General features: G+C 42.8%; 15 protein-coding genes and 2 pseudogenes. 14 read left to right on the plus strand and 3 right to left on the minus strand.

The features are described from left to right. Positions 1-92 precede the first annotated feature (92 nt). From ACSBOP_RS02410 to ACSBOP_RS02445, 8 genes and pseudogenes are all read left to right on the plus strand, one after another. A complete protein-coding gene (locus tag ACSBOP_RS02410; RefSeq protein ID WP_442602906.1) occupies positions 93-683 on the plus strand; it encodes an RNA polymerase sigma factor in 591 nt (196 codons plus the stop codon). Continuing rightward, positions 661-2364, plus strand: a complete 1704-nt coding sequence (locus tag ACSBOP_RS02415; RefSeq protein WP_442602907.1) for a DUF4179 domain-containing protein — start codon at positions 661-663, stop codon at positions 2362-2364. Before ACSBOP_RS02410 ends, ACSBOP_RS02415 begins: the two co-directional genes overlap by 23 nt. 497 nt (positions 2365-2861) lie before the next feature. Beyond that, positions 2862-3119: a hypothetical protein gene (locus tag ACSBOP_RS02420; protein ID WP_442602908.1), complete on the plus strand. Its 258-nt coding sequence runs from the start codon at positions 2862-2864 to the stop codon at positions 3117-3119. A gap of 569 nt (positions 3120-3688) precedes the next feature. Beyond that, positions 3689-4405, plus strand: a complete 717-nt coding sequence (locus ACSBOP_RS02425; protein ID WP_442602909.1) for an ABC transporter ATP-binding protein — start codon at positions 3689-3691, stop codon at positions 4403-4405. Continuing rightward, the gene (locus ACSBOP_RS02430) at positions 4402-8532 is read left to right on the plus strand and encodes an FtsX-like permease family protein (protein WP_442602910.1); all 4131 of its coding nucleotides are present in this window, start codon (positions 4402-4404) and stop codon (positions 8530-8532) included. Before ACSBOP_RS02425 ends, ACSBOP_RS02430 begins: the two co-directional genes overlap by 4 nt. 272 nt (positions 8533-8804) lie before the next feature. Further along, positions 8805-9128, plus strand: a pseudogene (locus ACSBOP_RS02435) (RHS repeat-associated core domain-containing protein); the annotation flags it as partial. A 698-nt stretch (positions 9129-9826) separates the two neighbouring features. After that, positions 9827-10189, plus strand: a complete 363-nt coding sequence (locus ACSBOP_RS02440) for a hypothetical protein (protein ID WP_442602911.1) — start codon at positions 9827-9829, stop codon at positions 10187-10189. A gap of 305 nt (positions 10190-10494) precedes the next feature. Beyond that, positions 10495-10689 carry a polymorphic toxin type 44 domain-containing protein gene (locus tag ACSBOP_RS02445; RefSeq protein ID WP_442604347.1) on the plus strand — a complete coding sequence of 65 codons (195 nt, stop codon included), beginning with the start codon at positions 10495-10497 and terminating at the stop codon, positions 10687-10689. A 272-nt stretch (positions 10690-10961) separates the two neighbouring features. Here ACSBOP_RS02445 and ACSBOP_RS02450 read toward each other — a convergent pair. Then, a pseudogene (locus ACSBOP_RS02450) lies at positions 10962-11153 on the minus strand (integrase core domain-containing protein); the annotation flags it as partial. A 237-nt stretch (positions 11154-11390) separates the two neighbouring features. Between ACSBOP_RS02450 and ACSBOP_RS02455 the strand changes: the two are divergent. The 3 genes from ACSBOP_RS02455 to ACSBOP_RS02465 are packed head-to-tail and all read left to right on the plus strand — an operon-like array spanning position 11391 to position 14676. Then, a complete protein-coding gene (locus tag ACSBOP_RS02455; protein ID WP_442602912.1) occupies positions 11391-11885 on the plus strand; it encodes a dihydrofolate reductase in 495 nt (164 codons plus the stop codon). A gap of 4 nt (positions 11886-11889) precedes the next feature. Beyond that, positions 11890-13503, plus strand: coding sequence for a hypothetical protein (locus tag ACSBOP_RS02460; protein WP_442602913.1), 1614 nt, complete (start codon positions 11890-11892; stop codon positions 13501-13503). A 30-nt stretch (positions 13504-13533) separates the two neighbouring features. Next, complete coding sequence (locus tag ACSBOP_RS02465; protein ID WP_442602914.1) at positions 13534-14676, plus strand: glycerate kinase; 1143 nt, start codon at positions 13534-13536, stop codon at positions 14674-14676. A 104-nt stretch (positions 14677-14780) separates the two neighbouring features. Here the strand turns inward: ACSBOP_RS02465 and ACSBOP_RS02470 are convergent, their stop codons facing one another. Continuing rightward, a complete protein-coding gene (locus ACSBOP_RS02470; RefSeq protein WP_442602915.1) occupies positions 14781-16202 on the minus strand; it encodes a sensor histidine kinase in 1422 nt (473 codons plus the stop codon). Continuing rightward, positions 16203-16913, minus strand: coding sequence for a response regulator transcription factor (locus tag ACSBOP_RS02475; protein WP_442602916.1), 711 nt, complete (start codon positions 16911-16913; stop codon positions 16203-16205). It lies immediately after the preceding gene. 205 nt (positions 16914-17118) lie between these two features. Here ACSBOP_RS02475 and ACSBOP_RS02480 point away from each other — a divergent pair, with 205 nt between their 5' ends. From ACSBOP_RS02480 to ACSBOP_RS02490, 3 genes are read left to right on the plus strand one after another with little or no spacing between them, the layout of a single operon-like run. Then, positions 17119-17988, plus strand: coding sequence for a carbohydrate ABC transporter permease (locus tag ACSBOP_RS02480; protein WP_442602917.1), 870 nt, complete (start codon positions 17119-17121; stop codon positions 17986-17988). A gap of 12 nt (positions 17989-18000) precedes the next feature. Beyond that, complete coding sequence (locus tag ACSBOP_RS02485; protein WP_442602918.1) at positions 18001-18858, plus strand: carbohydrate ABC transporter permease; 858 nt, start codon at positions 18001-18003, stop codon at positions 18856-18858. Positions 18859-18877: 19 nt separating this feature from the next. Further along, complete coding sequence (locus tag ACSBOP_RS02490) at positions 18878-20041, plus strand: efflux RND transporter periplasmic adaptor subunit (RefSeq protein ID WP_442602919.1); 1164 nt, start codon at positions 18878-18880, stop codon at positions 20039-20041. Positions 20042-20045: the final 4 nt, after the last annotated feature.

Below are 20045 nucleotides of genomic sequence, written 5' to 3' on the forward strand. Positions count from 1 at the left end.
CTTATTACAAAAAACATTTTTTCATCTCCCGAGTGAGAGTTTTCGCTAATATTGCTCGTCTATATAGTATAGAACTCCAAGGAGGCTTAGCAGTGGAGGAATGTGTAGATCGAAATGAGAAAAATAGTGAAATACAATGGATTAGCAGTGTGCTTGATGGCCGTAAAGAGGATTACGCCTTTGTGGTGAACCGATACAAAAATAAAATATACGGCCTACTGCGGGGAATGGGGGCGGATCACCAGGATGCCCAAGACCTGACTCAGGAGACCTTTATTAAGGCATACCGAAAACTGGCTTCGCACGACACAAATAAAAGTTTTGCTGCATGGTTATATACCATAGCGGCTAACCTGCTGAAAGACATGCGGAGAAGATCACATCACACGGAGTGGCCAGCGGATCCACCTCCCGATCATCCGCCCAGTGAAAATCCGGAAATGGTTCTGCTTCAGGAGGAGCAGCGCACGGAGGTTCAGGTCTTGATCCAGCAGTTGCCACTCAATTACCGGATCGTGCTAGTGCTACGCTATACGAACGATTTGAGTTACGTGGAAATGAGTGAAGTTCTGGATGTACCACTAAACAAAGTCCAGAATGATCTTTATCGGGCCAAAAAGAGATTAAAACAAATGATGACTGTCGAGGAGGTGAGGACCGATGGAATGCTTAAGCCCCGTTGAGATGGAAGAATACGTCCTGGAAGCTCCTTCGTCCCATAAACAACAAATGGCCGAGCATATCGCCATCTGCCCGAGGTGCCGTTCCCTTTACCATGACAAACTCGAACAGCAAGCAAGATGGTCACAAAGGTTGTTCTCGGAAGCCTTACCTGATTCGTTTACCACCAAAGTGATGGCAGCGCTGGAGCAAGTAGATCTGGAGACAAATACAATGAAAGAATCGCTGCCAGAAACAATGACGACGATCATCGTAGGCTCCCATGAGCCCGCGACCATCAACGAAAATCCACCTACAGATGCCGGAAAAAGCTTGTTCAAGCAAAGAGGCGCAAACTTTTGGAAGCTATCGATCGGAGCGGCTTCGCTATTGATTCTTTTGAGTACCGTGATTTTGCATTCCGGTCCAACACTGGCGGAGACGCTCCGTTCCCTATTTACGCGTGATAACGTCGACATCGGACTACTTCGGGCGCAAGAGTTTGGTTTGGTGGAGCATCCGAACATTAAGGTTAAAGATAAAGGTTACACTGTCAAAATTGATGAAGCGGTAGCAGACCCTACCAGAGTTATCCTGGCACTACAGTTGTTCGGACCAGATGGAAAGCATGACAGAGATAGGCTTGTTTTGACTCCGGAGAACAGCATTAAGATTAGGGACGATAAGGGACAAATCGTTGGAAATATGTATGACATGGGAATGACGAATGATTATTACTATCTGGTCGCCAACTTTCCAGAACCTCTTCAAACAGAAAGGATTACGATAGAAGGTCGTATTACCCAGTTAGGCAACGAAATCCAAAATGTCCCTTATCTTATAGGACAATGGAACTTCAATTTTTCAATCGATATGAAAGAAGCTAACAAAAAAACGACCGTTACTCCACTGAAGGGAAGTTATACAGCTCCGGGCGGTATGACGGTTCGAATGAAGAGCTTGACCCGGATGGTGCAGGGTATCCGATTAGAGCTTGATACCGAGCTCAATGAGGAAGCACTAGTCCGCTCACCCGGTGAATTATGGAAGCAACAAGGCTTGAAGTTTCATTTCGAGGATATGCAGGGAGACGAGATTCATAGTGTCAACACGAGAAAGCGGCAGTATAGAGACAGTTTGATGACGGAGTCCCATCTCCCCGGCGACAAGCCTGGATTGATGCATTGGAGCTATACGTTCAAATATTTACCGCAAGACACCCCCAATACTTTCGTGTTAGATGGTTATTTTGTCTCAGAACGTGATGGTGCATCGGTCCAGTTTGAACCTACCAAATTGAAAGATCAACCAGTTCCTTTCCGATTTGACGGTGATGATCTCATGTTAGAAGATTTCACAGTAGAGTCCCCACCGAATACAAATGGAAAAGAAGCAGAAGGTGCCTTACATCTGAGCGGAAGATTACGGAATGAAGATAGCTACAGCCAATGGATATTAAGACTTCCTAATAGCAACAAAGATTATATGATCACTAAACGCGGTGCCTCGACCACGGAAGCATCAGGGTGGAAAAATGGCTATATTATACTGGGCGGAGCACAACTAGGAGGGGCATTCGATTTCCGTGCCAAAGACCTAACCGCAATACCAGATCGGCTCCAGCTGATTCGCACGGTAGTGGATCGACTTTATACCAACATAGATTGGTCCATAACGATGAAGGAAGAAGTCAAGCGACAGTAAATGCACTGTTGTGCTAACGGATAACAATAGATCAATAACGCTTATTTTACGAAGTCTAATAAATATTAACAGTAGTATTCATGGTCTTGCCAACAAAATGATGAAGTGATGAGAGTATGAAATGGTTATTTTTTGATTAAGTTCTTTATAAAAATAAGAAAAATATGGGTTCTTTTTGAGTGGGGGATTTTCATCTATAACAAATCTCATCTATAACTGAAATATCAACATAAAGTCTCTATTATTAAGCAACTAAGTCTCATTTAAAATAAAAAGATTACTCGTTTTTGCAATCTTTTTATCTCAACTATAGACGTTACTCACAATAGAAAACCTTGATAACCCAATTTATTGGTATATCAAGGTTTTTTCTGTTAGATAATTGATAGCCGCTCCTAAATTAGTAATATTTACAAGTAGCCTTTTAGTCACTATTTATAAATAATTTATTTATAAACTTGGGTGTAATTAACACATTCATTAAGGTGGAGAATTAAATGGCTAAAAAAAGGATATTAAAATTAATTGTGCTATTTATTATAGGTATATTTTCCGTCGTATACATAGCCCGAAAAGACGCGATATCTATTGCTACTAAAGGTCAGGGTAAAGGTAATTATGTTGTGACAAAAATGGATGTTGTTTGGTTTAAAATGTCCCCTTATTGGAGTATTACTCTTGAAGGAAATGGAACAAAGAGAACGATCCTCGTTGACCCCTTCTATCGAGAAGTATTTGCTGAATCTGGAGCATAGTAGGAACTGGAAATATATTTTGACGTTAATGGAATTATGGTAAGGACACTGGCCTTAAAATTATGAACGTTGTAAACAATTGTGGGGAGATAATTTCTAGCAATTGAAATTATTCTCTCTAAGTCTTTTTTTAACGCAAAGATAGCTGAATTAGCGAGTAGAGAACCTTGATAGCCTTATTATTTGGTATGTCAAGGTTTTTTGGTGATTTAAGGCGAAAAGGAAATCATCAAAAACAGTCACTTTTGGTAAAATTTTGTTGATAATAAATTGAGAATTGATATAATAGGTTTTGTAATATGAACCAATAATTAGGAGATCTATTTATAACGGCTGTAAAGGAGACTTTGTCACTCAATATTAACAGGCTTGTAGTTTAACAGGAGGCTGTTCAAATACAGGACGTTGTTGCTAGTCTTATAAGACTACAGCACTTGAAAAGCTATCGAGGGTATCCTTCGATAGCTTTTTAGTAATAAGCATGCTAGATGGTATTCATTTATCTATTAAGCTAGGCAAGCATTGCCATAGACGGAATCGATATTAAACATGAGTAAAGGGGAATAGCTATGAGTCAAATTGAAATCAGCGATTTAACCAAACGTTATTTAGGAGATGGGACGGAAACACAAGCAGTTCGCAGCATTAACCTCACATTGCAACAAAATGAGTTTACAACGATTGTGGGAGCATCGGGTTCTGGAAAGTCCACATTGCTTTCACTAATCGGTACGCTTGATGCCCCATCCAGTGGCAATATCTTGTTTGACAATGTGGATGTATTCAAATTGCGCTCGAACAAACTCGCAGATTTCAGATTCGAGCAAATCGGCTTCGTATTCCAACAGTTTCACTTGCTGCCGACATTGACAGCGCTGGAAAATGTTATGTCCCCGCTCATGGCAGGCCGTGTTACGTACAACAAAGTGGATCGAGCCAAGCAACTGCTTGAGCAGGTGGGTTTGGCTGGAAAGCTGCAATCGCTTCCATCGCAGCTATCTGGCGGTGAGCAGCAGCGTGTTGCCATCGCAAGAGCGTTAGTAAACGAGCCCAAGTGGCTGCTTGCCGATGAGCCGACAGGCAATCTTGATACCGAGAACAGTCGGTTAATATTCGAGTTAATAGGTGAACAGCATAAGACAAGACAATGTGGGGTTATTTTTGTCACCCATGACCGCAAGCTTGCCGACAAAGCAGACCGCATGATTGAAATGAAAGACGGTGAAGTGATACGTGATACCGGATCGACGATTTCTAATTCAACATCCGAGGTGATGTTGCCATGATCCGATTCATATGGAGCAACTGGTGGCGGCATAAGCAACGATTCATCTTACTGCTGGTAGGCATTCTCATCATTAGCTCCGGTCTGACATTCCTTTCTACACTAACAGAATCAAATTTTGGTACGGTGTCGGAGACGCTCGAGAAGAAGTGGAAGGCATCCTATGACATTGTTGTACGTCCGCCCGGCACCCGTAGCGTGACCGAAGAGGATCAATTGTTTGAGCCGAATTTCCTCAGTGGTATCGACGGTGGCATTTCTGTGCAGCAGTATGAGACCGTTAAAAAAATAACGGACGTTGACATTGCGGCACCGCTTGCAGTAGTTGGGTATCTGACGGACACTATTCGTTTTGAAAAATTTCCACTTCCAAGCGAAAAAGGCATATATCGGATTACAAATAGAGTTGAAGTCAAAGGCGGCATGTCGGGCGATTATTATGAGACTAAAAAATATTTTAATAAAGGGGTTGCCCTGCCGGAAGCTGGCAAACAATCTTTGTATGGTGTATATAATTTTAGCGAAGTAGATTTTTCAACTTTTTTTCAGCGGTTACTTGTCGGCATTGATCCGGAGCAGGAAGCACGGCTTGTTGGACTTGACAAGGCTATAATTGGAGTTGATAGAAGCCGCTATTTTAACGCTAATGATACTAGTACGGTCATATTCAATTCCAAATCTGATGTAGATGATGATAGTTGGGAAGCGCAGTTGCCTATTCTAGTTAGTAGTCAGCCTTTTGTAGATGAGAATTATACAATCAAGGTGGAACGTCTGGATTTGCCGCTGCAAAATGACGAACAGGTAAGGCAAACAATGGGGATGGTTAAAGAAAAAGGTGGAGAGCATTATTTAAATACGGTAAAAGCGGCTCAAAGCCTAATTGAACGCTCGAATAATTCTGCAAAGGCTTATGAAATTTTTACTCAATCCCTTACAGGTATAGACCCATCAACGGGAAAAAAGGTTCAGAATGTAACTGGTAGCATAGGGGGTACCCATTGGCTTATGTTCAAGCCATCAGCCTTGCAGATGGACAAAGTCACGAGTCCATTTGGGGAAAAGTGGCCCAATGCTTACCGCAGCCAACCTGTACCAAATATGGTTCCGGAAGAATTCGATAATCAGCGTTATGTGAATTCTTATCGCGATTTCAAACCATTCGTAGATCCTAAAAAGTTACCAGGTATTATCATTCATCCGAATTGGGTCGGAATCTATGATCCGGGTAAGCTGAGGCTATCGAAAGACCCAGCTAGCGAAACACCGCTTGAGACGTACCGAGTTGCTTCCGCCAAACATGTGCTGGACGAGAACGGCAAGCCGGTAAACCCGCCGGAAAGCGTATCTGCGACTTATAATCCACTTGGATTACTTACAAGTCCTCCAACGATGCTAACAACGATTGACGGTGCGACGAAGATGTTCGGCGACAAAGCCATATCCGCTATACGCGTAAAAGTGGCAGGCATTACTGATATATCGGAGGAGAGTCAGGCTAAGGCTAAGCGCGTAGCAGAAGAAATTGAGCGCCAAACCGGCCTTATCGCTGATGTGCTTCTGGGTTCTTCACCACACCCGACCCTGATCCAAGTGCCGACTAACGGCGATATACCTGCGGTTGGCTGGATTGAACAAACATGGATGAAGATCGGTGAAGTGACAGGGCTCTTCCAAGAAACACAAATGGGTTTTAGTATCATTATGCTGCTCATATTACTGGTTGCTGTGTTGTATGTGCAGGCGACCCAGCTCGTCTCTTTATTCATGAGACGAAAGGAATTTGCCGTACTGCTCGCCGTCGGTTGGCGACCTGCTAGACTGAAGCGAATGATCGTACAAGAAGCGGCCATTCTCGGACTCTTCGCAGCAGCAGTTTCCGGAATAATCGGCGTGGTTATGCATCTGTACAAACCAGATCAAATCGCACTCTCAAGAATAGCGTTGTTTGCAGGAATAGGCCTGGTTGTATACTTGCTTGGATCTATATGGCCCACTGTGCTTGCAGGTCGTATTAAGCCCTATGAAACGATGCGGACAGGGGAAATAACGAAACAAGCACGTAGGCTTGTAAGGACGAGAGGCATGTTCACGATGGCGCTTAATCATTTTCTCGGGAAAATCGGTCGCTATTCGCTTTCCATTGTATCGATCGCACTTCCGACAGCGCTGCTCGTTCTGCTCTTGTTTATTACGAGCAGACTAAAAGGTATTCTTTATACAAGCTGGATTGGTCAGTATATATCCGTACAGATCGGTCCGCAGCATTATGCTGCCGTAGCCGTGACACTCATGATCTGTATTCTTTCTACAGGAGAAATCGTCTGGCAGAACGTGAACGAGCGAAGAGTGGAATTGTTTCTTTTAAAAGCAATCGGCTGGAGAAGCGGAGCGGTCCGCAAACTTATTTTGCTAGAAGGATGGATCTGTGGTCTACTCGCGGGACTAATCGGATATGGCATTGGATTATTGTTTGTGTGGTATATGTACAATTCGGTTTCTTGGTCGGACGCACTGACCTTGCTGCCGATATGTGCATTGCCCATGCTTGTGGGACTCCTTTCTGCGTGGATTCCAGCGGAATTTGCCGTTCGCGGCTTTCCAGTAGGTTCAACTCAAACCATTTACTCATCTAGCAAACGGACGGAGCGGTTGTTCTTCGCAATTGCGACAGCAGTCGGTGTAATTGTGCTCGTGATTGGAGGTAAGCTGGCATATGATTATGTACCCAAGCTTATCGCAGCGAATGCTTCTAAAACGCCAGCCATACAAACTAACTTGATAAAAGAAAATACAGAGATGACTATAGGCGAGCTGAAAAACTTTCAGCCTCAACCCATACCAAACGGCAACAAAGCAGCGTACGATCTGTCTCTAGAGATGGAACAATCGGGACGTTTTCATGTAAAGGCCACAATCGATGTAACTAACGTTTCTTCTAATTCTTGGGATAAACTGGTATTTTATATGATCCCGAATATGTTTACGGCACAGAATAAAACCGTGGCAAACCTTGGGGAAGCAGAATTACGAATAAAAGAAGTACGAGTGAATGGCGCACAGGTGACTTACGACTTACATTTAGACACATTAGCCATTCCAGTATCGACACCCGTTCGTCAGAATGAAGCAGCAAAAGTAGAGATTGTTTATGATTTTACAATGCCTGAACCAGGCTACAGTTTTTCCAAAGTGCAAGACAACTATTATCTCGGACAATTTTATCCGATGCTTGCTGCTTATAACGGTGGATGGATCAAACATGAAATGTTTAAGGCTTATACCACGCACATGACGGATTTCTCTGATTTTACGGTTCGCTATCAACTGCCCGATGGATATACATTGGTTTCGTCTGCTGATGATGAAACCGCTGCTACTGCAGCCAAGGGGCAATTGGATATTAAGAAAGTTAGAGAATTGTTTATTGCCATCGTTAAAGATATGGTGATACGCGAACAAAAGGTAGGCAGCACAGAAGTGCGTGTCATAGGCAAGCAAGGCGACGAAGCTTACATCGAGAAGACGTTGGACGAAGCGGTTAAGGCGATGTCCTATTTTGAGCAGACGGTTGGTCTGTATCCGCGCAAACAACTGGATATTATCCGAGATGGATCGGCTAATGAGTATCCGGGTATTATCACAGTTGGAAATTTCACCAAGAACGAGCAATTCATGACTCTGTTGCATGGCGGGATAGCCAGGCAGTGGTTTTACGGAATTGTTTCAAGCGATCCGGATGATGCAAGGTTCTTAAGTTCAGGTTTCGCCGAACTCATGGCAGGATTGTATCGAATGGATCACGAGAAACTCGATGAAAACGCCAGCTTCCAGTACATGAAACAATGGAAGTCCAGATGGCAAGCAAACCGCAAACCGGCAAACTTACCGACTGCCGAATATGAAACTGAAATAGATGTTTTAAGTTATAGTGTCTCTCAACCCGCTCTCAAAATGTGGGAGCTTTTCACCCAATACAACGGTATTGAGACAGCCAAGGCTTATTTGAAAGCTTTTTATAGCACATACGGATTCAAAACAGTCGATACGAAGGAGTTCGTCCGATTCACCAAAGCGTACTTCTTGATGCAGGATGACAAGTTCTTTGAGTCATGGTTAAAGCTATAGAGCATATCGTTTCCGGATTATATGCCGATTTGAATGAAAGAGCTGAAGTTCCTTTTATGAAAGGGGCTTCAGCTCTTGTGTGTCTTCAGCAATGACTTCGCCACCAGCTTGTGCTTGGGAGTTGAGCTTATCTTGCAGCAAGATTCAGCCGATACATAAGTTGTACCAATTGTGTGATGTAAAAATATCTTTAAAAGAGATCTAGCTTATACGGCAAAAGGTTGCGATTAATGGCAGACTTCTCCGCACGACAAGATATGAAATCTGCCCAAATGCAATATTACCAAATTAATGGTCATGGTGACATTACGGGTATTACGGATAACAATGGCAAAGTCTTGAATAGTTATACTTACGACATATGGGGAGGTCCTGAGAAAGAAGAAGAGACTGTTCCTAACGTCCTTCGTTATTCTGGAGAGTACTGGGACAGCACAACAGGCTTACAATATCTTCGTGCACGTTGGTATGACCCAAGCATGGGCCGTTTTATGAGCGAGGATACGTATAAGGGACAGATGGATAATCCGTTGAGTTTGAATGGGTATACGTATGTGAGTAATAATCCATTGAAATATATTGACCCTACCGGTCATTGGGAAGAAACTGATGTTAAATACAGCTCAGCAATCCAAGATGAGATTAAATATCTAACTGGTTTGTGGTATGCCGCAGATGGCAATAGTGACATGCAGAAACAGATTCAAAATGCCGCAAGTGTTTTGAGGAATATTGGCGATACTAATGCAAATTATACTGTTTTAAGATTAAATACGTTTATACCATTAGATTCTGTTTCAATACCGGGTGGACCAACATTCTCGGGAGATGGAGCAAATAGAGGATTTGATGTTAATTCAATGGCAGTAAGAACTCAGCAGTACATTGTTGTTGATATTGATATGGGAGCAACAACAGCAAATTATGTTGGTGTAACCCACGACTTAACTTCTGGCGAGCAACAACGAGCATCTAATTCTGGAATGTCAGTAACTTCGCTTCGTCAAGAAGATACTACGTTTATACATGCTACCATCAGCGAAGGGAACCCTCTAGTTTAAAGGTGCACCCAAAATTGATTATGATGGTTTCATTAACACAAGTGATGGTAGAGCGGCAGGTGTTGCTAATAATTTCCGGGCTTATGAAATGTATATGAGAAGAAATGGTAGAAGCTATGGGATATTACATCAATAATCAATACTTGCCGGAAAACCCTAAAAGTATATTAGCCCCATTTATGCTAGTTGACATTTTTAACCATAAAATATTCCATAAATAAGGGGGGATGAATATGAGGTTTGCAGTTGGAACAATTTACTCAATAATCGTATCCGCAATTCTTATAATGGTTATAGACAGACTTACAGTATCACAAAATTCTCTAGGTACGGGCTTTTTTATTGCAACAATATATGTCCCTCCGATAGTATTTATCTCTTGTTTATTGGGAGAAGGGTGTATATATCTATTCAAAAAAGTTTCTATTGATAATGTTGCATTTATGTTTACCTTTTTCCTTGTTCTGGGCTTTTCTTCAGGAATCCTTGTATTAAAATTGTTTTTTTATCAGAGCGATAATTTAACTATTCCGTTAGTGGCAACAGTTGCATCCATAAGTTTCTATGTTGGAAGAAATTTCTTTCTGACTAAGTAACGGATCCTTCTTTTTCTATTTACCACAATGCGACTAACCATCGTGTTGTGGTTTTTTCTTTTTCCTGGTTCTTCGCTATACTCCAGACAGCCCTCAAGGAAAGCACTTGACCGCTGTTCTAATCTCTGAAATAGGGTAAGAAGGCGGTAAGGGTTATTGTGCTCTCGAGCTCCGAGCGTTGGAAGACGGAGCTTATAGGCGGTCATGTAGACCATCGCGATGCATGGGATGGAAATTTAGGTTATTGGAATTTTCTGGTGACTACACACCGCCAGGCTGATTTTTAAGGTCCAACTCTAGGAAATATTTCATATGGCTATTTAGGAAAAGTCTTTGGTTTTACAGATGAAAAATTATATTATGGAGCAGGGGTGGCCCAAAAAATATCTAGAACCTCATTGTCAGAGTGGGATGCAGCTCCTTATTATGGTGATGACCCATTCGAAAATTACAATATTCAATGGGGAATCAATATCTATAATAAATGGTATTCTAATTAATTTTTAAAAAGATTGGGTGATGCAATGAGAAAGAACCACAAGCAATGGCATTCTGATGATGAATTACATAATAATGAAAAAGCCGCTCGAAAAATATCAATAGGTGTTATTTCTGTCCTAATTTTTCTAGTAGTAGCTATAATATTAATTGCTTATTTTATTATCAGAAACATTTTTACAGGCATGTGCGGACTAACAAATTGCTAATTTGGAATATTTCCAAACCACAATGCGACTGAAGTGACCCCATAAAGTTAGACAGGTTATTTTCATTAGGCGACTTGTTGGGCATGAGTTCGGTACTGTTCCGGACTCATGCCTTTTAGTTTTGCCTTACTTTCAAATTCCTTTAAATACGGAAATTCAGATTTCATAATGCCAATGAAGCTCTCAATGACGGCGTTATCGTAGCAGTTGCCTTTGGGGGACATACTTTGCTTAATGCCACGTTCTTCAAGAGCATGGAATCAAGTGAATAGACTGGTCTAAAGTTGATCCAATTCAGCAAAAAAACCCTTTTTTTAAAAGCCTTTTCAAAGTATTTTTCAACATCATTACACTTCCTTCACCATTTATGGTTCATCCCATACACTTTTGTGAGTACGCGACTCGAAAGACTATTGTGTAGTAAAATAAGGATAGTGTTCAATGTATTACCAAATTGGAGATCGTCTACTAATTGAGCAGAGGAGCAAATAATCATGAATGTAAAAATATCTTTAATTGCCGCAATGGATAACAATCGGGTGATCGGTTACAAGAACGATATGCCCTGGCGTCTGCCTAAAGAGTGGGAATATGTAAAGAAGACGACAATGGGTCGTCCTCTTATTATGGGTCGCAAAAACCATGAATCGATCGGCAGAGCGCTGCCAGGTCGTCGCAATCTGATTTTGACAAGAGATCTAGCTTATACGGCAAAAGGCTGCGAGATTGTCCATACGGTTGAAGATGTGTTCACCAGTTGTGCGCAGGAGGAAGAGATTTTTATTTTCGGTGGGGAGCAAATCTATCGATTATTTCTTCCATACGTGACGAAGATGTACTTAACTAGGATTGACCATGAGTTCGAGGGAGATACCTATTTTCCAGAAATCAATGAAGCGGAGTGGAATGAGGTTTCCGTGGTACAAGGGGTGACGGATGAACAGAATCCGTATCGATATCGTTATCATGTGTATGAGAGGCGGAGTTGAATGAATGAAAAAGCTGATTTACTTAATGCTATTAATAATCGTATGGGGTACGACGGGCTGCAATGAACGCTCCGTAACTTCAACCATGGAGCCGACTCCAGCACCTGTAAGTACATCAGCTTCGACACCTAGTCCCACACCCAGCGCTGCTATCAATCATTTCATTCCTTATGCTGATCATGTACCTATCAATGAGGAAGTGATGAGTAGAGAAGAGCGTAAGAAGCTGGATGAGCTTGGACAGGAAGTAGTCGCATTGCTTGATGATTATGTGTACGTTTTTAATCTCAATATTCCACAAAAGGGAGAAGACAAGTTTGGATCCGTTGATCCTGCGGGCAATTTCTTTCCTGGCAAAGATTTTATCACCATCAAAGCGACGCCTACTATTACGAGTAATGGGTCTGATGTGAACATTGCTGCATACGTGGAAGTTCGGCACGAACCTCATGATGTAGATCCCTATTGGAAAGGGAAGAAAAAATTTAGATTTACAGTGTCAGGTGATGGTTCGCTGAGACTCGGGTACTGGAATGAATCCGCAGATGATATGGATGTGACACATTCGGATTATAGTCATTTAATTACCATAATGCCTAATGAAAAAAAGATCGCTGACCTGAATAATAATCGTACTTATATAAGTGTGAATAGCACTCAGCAAAATGGCGACTTCGGAATAAAAGTGTCAACACGTTACCATGATGGGGATACTAGGGTTACAGGATTCTTACCGACGACCGAAGATTGGGAGAATCACATCACGAAGAATAGCATAAGTATTTCAGCCCTCCCCAATATGGACAAAGCTTGGATCTTGCTACATTCCGACCCCGGAGCGGGTATGATGTCCAAATCCCTCTACACGACAGAGAATAACGGAACGAATTGGATCAAAGTGACTGAGCTTGATCAGACGATTGATGGCTATGTAACAGGTGTTTCTTTCCGCGATGAGAATGTGGGATGGATAACAGCAACCCAACATGGTGCAGAACTGCTTCCTTTGTATCGGACGAAAGATGGAGGAAAATCTTGGACACCTCAGAAGATTGAGATCCCCCAAGGCTATAAGTATGGAAACTGTTATCCACCTGTTTTTGATGCCACAGACTTAAATACAGGGCAATTAGTCATTGAATATGTATCCGATTTGGAGACAACACGACCAAGTAAAAGAAGGGTGAAATATACAACAAATGATGGAGGAGACACGTGGTTAACGAATGAAATTGTACCGATTCCACCAACTCACTATCTAAATCCCAATTCATTTTCAGATCCCATTAAACAGAAACTAATGAAGGTTATTGTTCAAAATTTGAAGGCGTTCAACGAAAGAGATAAAACCGCATTCGTGGATTCATTTTCAAAAAAGGCAACATACCAAAAAGAAAGTTTGTATGATTACCTAACTCAACAGGAAAATATGATCCTTATTAATATGGAAAAACCGGAGTTCGATCCTAAAAGTACTGGCGGTTCCTATTATGCGATTTCTCTTCAATTGAGTTATTATGATCTGGACACAAATGAAGTGAAAAAGAGTACATCCACCTATTATTTCGATAACGAAGAGAATAATAGTGATGCATGGAAAATAGGCGCAATCGATTAGTTCAAATTCATCGTATAAGGTGGGATTGAGATGAAAATTATCATTGCTCCGGATTCTTTTAAAGAAAGTATGACAGCGATGCAAGCAGCAGATGCGATTGAACAAGGCATGAGGTCAATTTTAACGGATGCCGAATTTGTAAAAGTACCGATGGCAGACGGTGGCGAAGGTACGGTGCAGTCTCTTGTCGATGCCACAGACGGGGAATTGATTCACCTTGAAGTGACAGGACCGCTTGGGGAGCCGGTAGATGCATTCTTCGGGATGCTTGGGGACGGAAAGACGGCGATTATTGAGATGGCTGCCGCATCAGGTCTTCACCATGTTGCGAGGGAGCAGCGTAATCCGGTTCTTTCAACAACCTATGGAACAGGTGAACTGATCCTTGCTGCACTAGATCGTGGGGCAGAGAAAATCATCATCGGACTCGGTGGCAGTGCAACGAATGATGGCGGAGCGGGTATGGCACAAGCACTCGGCGCAAAGCTGCTGAAAGAGTCGGGCGAAGAAATCGGCTATGGCGGCGGGATGCTGAATTTGGTAGATCGAATCGTACTGAACCAGATGGATGATCGCATTCGCGATGTACAGTTCGTAGCCGCGTGTGATGTAGATAATCCTCTAACAGGGGAGCGTGGGGCGTCAGCCATTTTTGGTCCGCAAAAAGGGGCTACCCCCGAAATGGTACAATTCCTCGATCATAATCTCGCACATTATGCCGTGAAGCTGACAGAAGCAACAGGCAAGGAAGTTGTGGAACAGCCGGGGGCAGGAGCCGCAGGAGGTATGGGCGCAGCCGTACTCGCCTACTTGGATGCGGAGCTGAAGTATGGTGTGGATATTGTGATTGAAGCGGTTGATCTGGCTAAACAAATGGAAGGTGCCGATCTTGTCATTACGGGTGAAGGGAAGATCGATCATCAGACTGCTTTTGGTAAAACCCCAATGGGCGTTTCGATGACAGCTAAAGCACAGGGTATTCCTGTCATTGCACTCGCAGGCATGGTCGCACCTGGTAGTGAGGCGGTTCATGAGTATGGTATTGATGCCTTGTTCTCCATCGTACCGGGTGTAACAACTCTTGAAGAGGCATTGAAAGATGCGGAATCAAATATGATTAGAACGGCTCGGAATATAGCGATATGTGTGAAGCTGGGGAAGGGGATGAAGTAGTATCCTATTAGCATCCAATCCATACAAAAAAAGCCCCGCATCCCATTAGCTGCGCGTTCTAATTCATGCGCTCAAGCCAAATGTCATGAGGGGCTTTAACCAACTTAACTCAACGCCTGAAACAACATGGCCTGCGAGCTCCCTGCACTAGGAAAGCGCATCACGAACGATGCCCCGCCACTGGCTAAGTTATGTGCGGTGATCTCCCCGCGACAACGTTCGACAATGGCGCGAGAAATCGCAAGACCAAGCCCGGTCTCGCCGTTATTGCCTTTAATAAATCGCTGAAACAGATGGGGGAGTAAGGAGTTTGGAATGCCTGCTCCATCGTCTGTTACTTCAATCTTAATGCTGCTATCTTGTTTGGATACATAGATCACAATCTGATGCTTCGCATGACGAATTGCGTTACCGACAATGTTAAGTAAGGCTTGCAGTAGTTTCTCATGATCGGCTTGAATGTGGAACTTGGATCGATATTCTATATTGTACAAAATTTTAATCTCCAGTCCTTGTTGGATAAGCAGTGGACTCACGCGTTCCACAGTCTCATTGAGCAGCTCAGGCACGTCAACATCACTTGGTTGAAAGATCCCATCCTCACTTTCAAGCTTGGCAAGAAGGGTCATTTCGGTCACGACTCGCTTTAAGCGTTCGCACTCATTTGCGATGATGTCTAATCCCTTACTTGCTTGTTCCCCTGTGAAAATCCCGTCTCGTATCCCTTCCGCATACCCTTGTATAGACATCAGTGGCGTTTTTAATTCATGGGATGCATTTTGGAAAAATTGCTTCTGCGCTTGGTTATAGCTGCCAAGTTCCGTGGCCAGTTCACAAACACTTCTGGAAACCTCACCAATTTCACCACTAGATTTCACCCACTGAACATCGGAAAACTGTCGATTTTTCACTTTCTTCAGTTCTTCTTTAAGTTTCGCAAGTGGTGTTACGATTCGATTCGTAATGAGCATGCTGATCAGGAATGCGATGACACCCCCGATGGATAAGATGAGCATCATTCGATTGAATAATGCTTGCTGCATGACTTTGATTTCGCTTATGGGCGTGGATAAGACGAGCATGGGCGCACTCGATACCACATTGCTAGGCTGTCGGTAGTTCCCGAAGGTTTCAACAATATATTTATCGTCGTTAATCTTGTCCTGTAAGAAATTTTGCATATCTTCCATATTCATTCGCAGCATATCTAGACCATTACTAATTGATTGGGAAGTGCTGATGCGAAGAGGGAGGATGTGCGTAGGTTCAATAAGTGCTAATGCTGCCGATATGACAGTTTGTTCGGTTGCTGTACCTGCCCGCTGTACGTGTTCTGCAAGCACGGGTGCACCCTCAGTTAGCTGCGCAATGTTATTCATGATGTTGCTGCCTTGCGAACGCATTTGGTTTCGTTGATTTTGGATTAAAGTATCGAACAGCAAGGGATAGATGGCTATAGCCGTCACAACCAATACGCATAGTAGCAAGGAGCCGAAAGCCAAGTACAAGTGATATTTGAGCTTCATTTAGGCCATTTCTCCTTCCATTCGCAAGCGATAACCGTACCCCCATACCGTTTCAATCAACAAATTTGGCAGTTTTTTTCGCAGTCGCTTCACAAGATCGTCAATTGCACGGTCACTGCCAAAATAATCGTTCCCCCACACGAGTGTTAAGAGCTCGTCCCGCGAAAATGCACGATTCGGGCGACCCGTTAACGATTGAAGCAGCGCGAACTCCTTGAATGTCATCTCAATTTCTTGATCCATCCAGAAGACGCGTCTTTCATCTAATTCCAGCTTTAAATGACCAATCTCTGTACATGGATTCGAAGATGGTGCGGGCAAGCTCTCTTTATACAGATTCATCAGTTCAAATCGATGGAATAAACGCTTTACCCGCGCAACAAGCTCCCGTGGGCTAAAAGGTTTCGTTAAATAATCATCACTACCAAGCTCAAGCCCCAATATTTTATCGACCTCCTCATCACGCGCAGAGATCATAATGATTGGCACCTCAGCTTCCTTACGAATATGACGGCATAGGTCGTACCCACTCATACCCGGGAGCATAATGTCGAGGATCCACATGTCAGGCGGCTTATTGTTCCACAACTCAAGAGCAGCTTCAGCATTATCCAGTCCGATGGTTTCATAGCCCTCTTTATGCAGATAGGCTTCTACAATTTCACGTATATGGTTATCGTCATCAACTACAGCGATTCTATAATTGCTCATGGTTTTATCTCCTGCGTTTTTATGGAGTGTGTTCAAAAAAGTCTAACTTACAGTCATTCTAACAAATATCGGGTCCAGAATGGGCGTTTCCATACTTTTTCCACACTTCTTCCAAAGTTTTGCCAGAGGTCATCTGTACAATATATGAATATCGAGTTGTTGCGGCTTCTCCAACTCAGCTTTTTACCTATGGAGGCGTTACTTTATGAGAACTAAACCTCTAGCACGGAAGGAGATCCTTGCAGCCCTGTGCTTCATAGCTCCGAGTCTAGTTGGATTTTCGATCTTTTATATCATTCCTTTTTGTCAAAGTGTTTTTAACTCCTTTATGGATGAATTCGGCACTGGCGGCCTGACGTTTGCTAATTATCAAGACTTGTTCACGAGCTCATCCTTTCAAAAGGCATCTAGCAACACATTCTGGTTTACACTCACGAGCGTGCCGATTATTGTGGTCTTGTCCTTAGGACTTGCGTTACTACTGAATCAACGTGTTTTTATTCGGAACTGGCTGCGTACTTCTTATGTACTGCCTCTCGTTGTGCCGGTCGCTTCAATTGTACTGATTTGGCAAATCTTATTTGATTGGAATGGTTCCTTTAACGCACTCCTTACTTACATGGGGTTCGAGCGTATCGATTGGATGAAATCCGACTATGCGAAGTATGTCATCATTCTTATTTATGTCTGGAAAAACGTGGGGTACAACATCATCTTGTTTTTAGCGGGTTTACAAAATATTCCAGATCAATATTATGAAATTGCGAATATAGAAGGCGCTAGCCCTACTCGTAGATTTTTTGGAATTACATTGGTGTACTTAACACCTTCAACTATTTTAGTTATTCTCATGTCGATCTTAAATTCATTTAAAGTATTCCGGGAGACGTATTTAGTTGCAGGAGCTTATCCTCATGACAGTATCTATTTGCTGCAGCATTATATGAACAACATGTTCCTATCGCTTGATATCCAAAAACTTTCCGCAGCAGCGACGCTGATGGCGATCTGTATCCTTGTTCTTGTTTTCATCTTGTTCCGCGTCGAGAAGTCGTTCCGGTCATTTATGGAGTAGTAGGAGGTAGTGATGAGAAAAGAACATATAATGCCTGCGCTGCGAACAATTATTTTGCTCGTAATCGCTGCCCTGCTTTTAGTACCTGTTGTACTTACATTCGTTAATTCTTTCATGTCTGAACGTGAAATTGTCGCGAATTACAGCATGCTAGGAAGCAAAACTACAAATGAGTTTGTCAATTTAAAATGGATTCCGGATTGGGTTTCTTTTGCTCAATATGCTAAAGTGCTTGTTTCCACACCGCAGTTCCTTCACATGTTCTGGAACTCGGTTTTCATGGTCGTGCCGATTATTATCGGACAAGTTGCTGTATCTGCACTTGCTGCATTTGCATTTGGTAAGCTGAACTTTCCGGGTCGAGACACGATTTTTTTCATCTATTTGATTACGATGTTGATGCCTTTCCAAGTTACCTTGGTGCCTAACTATATTATGGTTGACCGATTAGGTCTATTGAACAGCCCAAGTTCGATTATATTCCCTGGTATTTTCGCTGCTTTCGGAGTGTTTCTATTGCGCCAGTTCATGCTTCATATTCCATCGGTCTATATGGAAGCTGCCAAGATGGATGGAGCAGGGTATTTGCGGACGTTCTGGACCATTATTGTACCTATGGTAAAGCCAGGGCTTGCAGCACTTGTCGTCTTGTTGTTTGCTGATCACTGGAACATGGTGGAGCAGCCGCTTATCTTCTTGCAAGATGCGGAATTACAGCCGATGTCCGTATTCTTATCACGGATTCAGAAAGAAGCATTCGACGTTGCCTTTGCGGCTTCTGTCGTTTACATGGTGCCGATGATGCTGCTGTTTTTGTGTGCAGAAAGGTACTTTATTGAAGGTATACAGCTTTCGGGTATTAAAGGGTAATGAGAAGGGGGATTAGTCAATGGTAGCCAATCGACAGCGCCTGAAGATCATAGCTTTTGCTGTGTTCTTTCTCCTTTTGGCAGGCTTGACGTTATTCAGTAACACCTTTCAGACAGCGATGCTGCCGAAAGTAACAACAGGAAAGGCGGAGAAGAAAAGCTTAGCACATACCATTAAAGGAAGTGGGACGATAACAGCAAAAAACAAGTCCGATTTACCAAGTGAAAGTGGTGCGAAAGTAATGAAGGTTCAGGTGAAAAAAGATGACGTCGTGAAGAAAGGTCAAGTTCTCGCGACGTTCGATACGAGTGAAGCAAGCCAGGCGTTACTAGATGAGGAAGCGCGGTTTAAGAAAATGAACTTGAACCGTGACGCGTTAAAAGAACAATATATAACCGCCCAACAAGAGAGCAATGAAGAAGTCATTACGAAAGCAAAGCGTGATTTGGAAAGTGATGAGCTGGATATGGAAATTGCGCAGCGAAAAATCGCGAGTATGCGCAAGGATCTGGTGAAGAAAGGCTCGATTACGGCTCCTTTTGATGGAAGAATTATCAATGTGAATCTGACGGAAGGTATGAACGCAGGTCAAGGGCAACCTGCATTTACGATGATGAAGAATGAGGATGGTTTTGAATTCTCCTTCACCATTGATGCAGATGCAGCAGGTCATCTTGATATCGGCGAGGTCATTAAATTTGATACGAAAGGAGAGAAATTAGCACAAGGTGAAGGGAAAATTTCTGATTTCAAGGATGCTGCCGAGAGCAGTGGAGGCGGTGACATGAAGTCGAAGTCGAGTAAAGATACGCCTGCTGGTGGTGCTTCGGATGGAGCAGATGAACAAGCCGAGCCGAAGAAAAAAGTCGTCGTCACTGTAAGTGGAGGAGACTTCATCGGTGGTGAACGGGCGAATGTCTCCTTAGAGAAGCAAGCCAAAAAACAAGGATTAGTCATTCCAAAATCATGGGTGAAAAAAGATAGCAAAGGAAGCTACGTCTTTATCATTCAAGAGAATAAAAGTGCATTAGGCAATACCTATACTGTTAAAAAAACGTACATCACAACGGGAGAAACTAGCGGTGACGAAATCATCGTCCTATCTGGCATTAGCGCCAAAGATGAGATCATCATCGAGACAAGTGAACCCCTGCAAGAAGGCAATCGCGTTCGATTACAATAAAAAA

The sequence above is a fragment of the Paenibacillus sp. KN14-4R genome (genome assembly GCF_052180255.1).
Taxonomy (GTDB): Bacteria; Bacillota; Bacilli; order Paenibacillales; family NBRC-103111; genus Paenibacillus_AM.